3 protein-coding genes and 1 riboswitch are annotated in these 3,582 nt (G+C 75.0%); of the genes, 2 read left to right on the forward strand and 1 reads right to left on the reverse strand.

Annotated features, from left to right (window positions below):
• Positions 1 to 835, reverse strand: an 835-nt coding sequence (locus tag D1825_RS00745) for an NAD-dependent epimerase/dehydratase family protein (protein ID WP_118765622.1), incomplete at its 3' end; no start/stop codon positions are given.
• Between the two features lie 128 nt (positions 836 to 963).
• On the opposite strand from D1825_RS00745, the gene D1825_RS00750 reads away from it, so the two are divergent.
• Together D1825_RS00750 and purH are read left to right on the forward strand one after the other, a co-directional pair.
• Positions 964 to 1,758 (forward strand): TetR/AcrR family transcriptional regulator, encoded by a 795-nt coding sequence (locus D1825_RS00750; protein ID WP_118765623.1) that lies wholly within the window; start codon positions 964 to 966, stop codon positions 1,756 to 1,758.
• A 4-nt stretch (positions 1,759 to 1,762) separates the two neighbouring features.
• Positions 1,763 to 1,850: riboswitch (ZMP/ZTP riboswitch) on the forward strand.
• 68 nt (positions 1,851 to 1,918) lie between these two features.
• Positions 1,919 to 3,547: a bifunctional phosphoribosylaminoimidazolecarboxamide formyltransferase/IMP cyclohydrolase gene (gene purH, locus D1825_RS00755; protein WP_118765624.1), complete on the forward strand. Its 1,629-nt coding sequence runs from the start codon at positions 1,919 to 1,921 to the stop codon at positions 3,545 to 3,547.
• Positions 3,548 to 3,582 lie beyond the last annotated feature (35 nt).

Raw genomic sequence — 3,582 nt, forward strand, 5'->3', positions numbered from 1 at the left:
CCTCGCGCATCGCCGGGACGACGAGGCCGATCGCCCGCACCACCACGGGCGGCACGGGGGAGACCTTCGGTGCGGGCAGGCCAGCCTCGGCCGCGCATCGTCGCGCGAGCTCGCCGAACGTGAGCGGCTCGTTGGTCGGGGCGTGCCACGCGTGCCCCCAGGCGAGCTCCAGCCCGGCCGCGGCCACGAGCGCCGCGGCGAAGTCCTGCAGGTACGTCCACGAGTGGGGCTGGGTGGGGTCGCCGACCGGGTGCACGGCCTTGCCCTGCAGGAGCGGCGCGAAGAGTCGCTCGCCGGCGTGCGCCGGGCCGAGGGTGCCGGGGCCGATGTAGTCGCTCGCGCGGACCTCGGTCGCGCGGATCGTGCCGGCCTCGTGGCGGGCGAGGGCGTCGCGCCACATCTGCGCGCGCACCGCGCCCTTGCGCTCGGTGCTGCGCAGCGGCGTCGCCTCGGTCATGACGCCCGACCCCTCGCCGTAGCCGTAGAGGTTCCCGGCCGTGACCAGCACGGCACCCGAGCGCTCGGCGGCACCCATCGCCGCGGCGTGCAGCGTGGGCCACAGCGCGGGCCACTGGTCGTACGCCGGGCTGGCGGCGTTGATGATCGAGACCGCGCCGACCGCGAGCGAGGCGATCCGCGCGGTGTCGGTGGCGTCGGCCGCGACGTGCTCGACCGCACCGGCGTGCGAGGTACCGGTCCCTGCGGAGACGGGCGACGGCGCCGCGACGGGTGCCCCCGACCGCGAGACCACCACGACGTCGTGCCCGAGCCCGACGAGGTGAGCGGCGACCGCGGTCCCGACGGGACCCTTGCCGAGGACGACGTGACGTGCCATGAGATCTCCCGAGTGAGGTAAGTGTGAGCACCGCTCTCCAACAAGAGCGATGCTCGCGCCATGGCGCGCGCGTGTCAAGAGCACTGCTCACATTGCGGAACGGTGCTCGCATCGCGCATGATGCCGCCATGCCGGACACAGACCCGAACCGACCGCCGGACGCCGTGGCCCCGCGGACGCCGCGCGAGCGGGCACGCGCCGAGTTCACCGCCGACCTGCTGGCCGCGGCCCGCGCCCGGGTCCGCGACGAGGGTGCCGCGCAGCTGTCCCTGCGGGCGGTTGCGCGGGATCTCGGCGTCGCATCGTCGGCCGTCTACCGGTACGTCGACTCGCGCGACGCGCTGCTCACGCTGCTGATCATCGAGGCCTACGACGCCGCCGGCACGGCGTGCGAGGAGGCCGCCGAGCGTGGGCGGCGCGCGGGCGCTGCACCCGCGCAGACCTGGCTCGCAGTGGCTCGCGCCTTCCGGGCGTGGGCGCTCGCGGACCGGCACGGCTTCGGGCTCGTGTACGGGACGCCCGTGCCGGGCTACCTCGCGCCGCAGGACACGGTCCGCCCGGCGACTCGCGTGTGGGGTGCGCTCGGGGGAGTCGTCGCAGCCGCCATGGCCGACGGGTCGCTGCGCCCGGGCGGACCGGACGTGGCCGCCCGCGACCTCGTGGAGCCGCAGGTCCTCGAGTTCGCCGCGGGGATCGGCGCGGGTGCGGCGGCCCCGGGCGGCAGCGACGCGCTCGAGTCGGCCGCGGGTGGCGTGGTCGGCTCGGAGGTGCTGTTCGCCGCGCTGCTCGGTGCGGTCTCGATGGAGCTGTACGGGCACCTGCACAATGTCATGACCGACACCGCGCGCGTGTTCGACGTCGCGATGGCGACCGCCGCCGCGGGCGTCGGGCTGCACGTGTCGCTGGACGGCCCGGTCCCGTAGACTCGGCAACGGTCGTGACTGGCGCAGGTGGGGACAACCACCGGGGAGCGGCCGCAGTTCCCTGCAGAGCACCGCCCGCCTGGGTGCCTGGGTACCGCCGCCGTGCACGACGCGGCGACGGCTGACGACGAGCACCAGCCGCCGACCCAGGAGATGCGCCATGACTCATGCAGCCCCGATTCCCACGTCGAACGTCGCGCCCGACGACGACGCCACCCGCCGCCCCCTGCGCCGCGCGCTGGTCAGCGTCTACGACAAGACCGGCCTGACCGAGCTCGCGAGCGCGCTGCACGCCGCGGGCGTCGAGCTCGTCTCGACCGGGTCCACGGCCTCGACCATCGCCGCCGCGGGCGTCCCGGTGACCCGCGTCGAGGACCTCACGGGCTTCCCCGAGTGCCTCGACGGCCGCGTCAAGACGCTGCACCCGCGCGTGCACGCCGGCGTCCTGGCCGACACGCGTCGCCCCGAGCACCTCGAGCAGCTCGAGCAGCTCGGCATCGCCCCGTTCGAGCTCGTCGTCGTCAACCTCTACCCGTTCACCGCCACGGTCGCGTCGGGTGCCGGGCCCGACGAGTGCGTCGAGCAGATCGACATCGGTGGCCCGTCCATGGTGCGCGCCGCCGCGAAGAACCACCCCAGCGTGGCCGTCGTCGTCGACCCCGCGCGCTACGCCGACGTCGCCGCCGCGGCGGCCTCGGGCTTCACGCTCGCCGAGCGCCGGCTGCTCGCCGCTCAGGCGTTCGCGCACACCGCGGCGTACGACGTGGCCGTGTCCGGCTGGTTCGCCTCGCAGTACGCGCCCGACGAGGTCGCCGCCGGTTCCGGGTTCGCCGACGTGGTCGGCTCCACGTGGGAGCGCTCGGACGTGCTGCGCTACGGCGAGAACCCGCACCAGGGCGCCGCCCTGTACGTCTCGCCCGACGGCGCCGCGGGCCTGGGCCTGGCCGGTGCCGAGCAGCTGCACGGCAAGGCGATGAGCTACAACAACTACGTCGACGCGGACGCCGCCTGGCGCGCCGCGCACGACCACGAGGGCCCCGCCGTCGCGATCATCAAGCACGCCAACCCGTGCGGGATCGCGGTCGGCACGGACATCGCCGACGCGCACGCCAAGGCGCACGCGTGCGACCCGGTCTCCGCGTTCGGCGGGGTCATCGCCGCCAACCGCACCCTGACGGCGGCGGCCGCCGAGCAGATCGCGCCGATCTTCACCGAGGTCGTCCTCGCGCCCGACTACGAGCCCGAGGCCGTCGAGATCCTGTCCCGCAAGAAGAACATCCGCCTCCTGCGGGTCAGCGGCCTGACGGGTACCGTGACCGAGCAGCGCGCGATCTCGGGCGGGCTGCTCGTGCAGCAGGTGGACCGGATCGACGCTGCGGGCGACGACCAGTCGACGTGGACCCTCGCGACGGGCGACGCGGCCGACGAGGCCACCCTGGCCGACCTGGACTTCGCGTGGCGCGCGGTGCGCGCGGTGAAGTCGAACGCGATCCTGCTCGCCGACGGCGGTGCATCGGTCGGCGTCGGGATGGGGCAGGTCAACCGTGTCGACTCGTGCAAGCTCGCGGTCGAGCGGGCCAACACGGGCGACGTCGAGCGCGCTCGCGGCGCCGTGGCGGCGTCCGACGCGTTCTTCCCGTTCGCCGACGGCCTGCAGGTGCTGCTCGACGCCGGCGTGCGCGCCGTCGTCCAGCCGGGCGGGTCGGTCCGTGACGAGGAGGTCATCGCCGCGGCGCAGGCTGCCGGCGTGACGCTCTACCTGACAGGCACGCGCCACTTCGCGCACTGACCGCCGACGGAGCGGGGCGCCGCACTCCTGGTGCG

It is taken from the genome of Cellulomonas rhizosphaerae (assembly GCF_003470205.1).
Taxonomy (GTDB): domain Bacteria; phylum Actinomycetota; class Actinomycetes; order Actinomycetales; family Cellulomonadaceae; genus Cellulomonas; species Cellulomonas rhizosphaerae.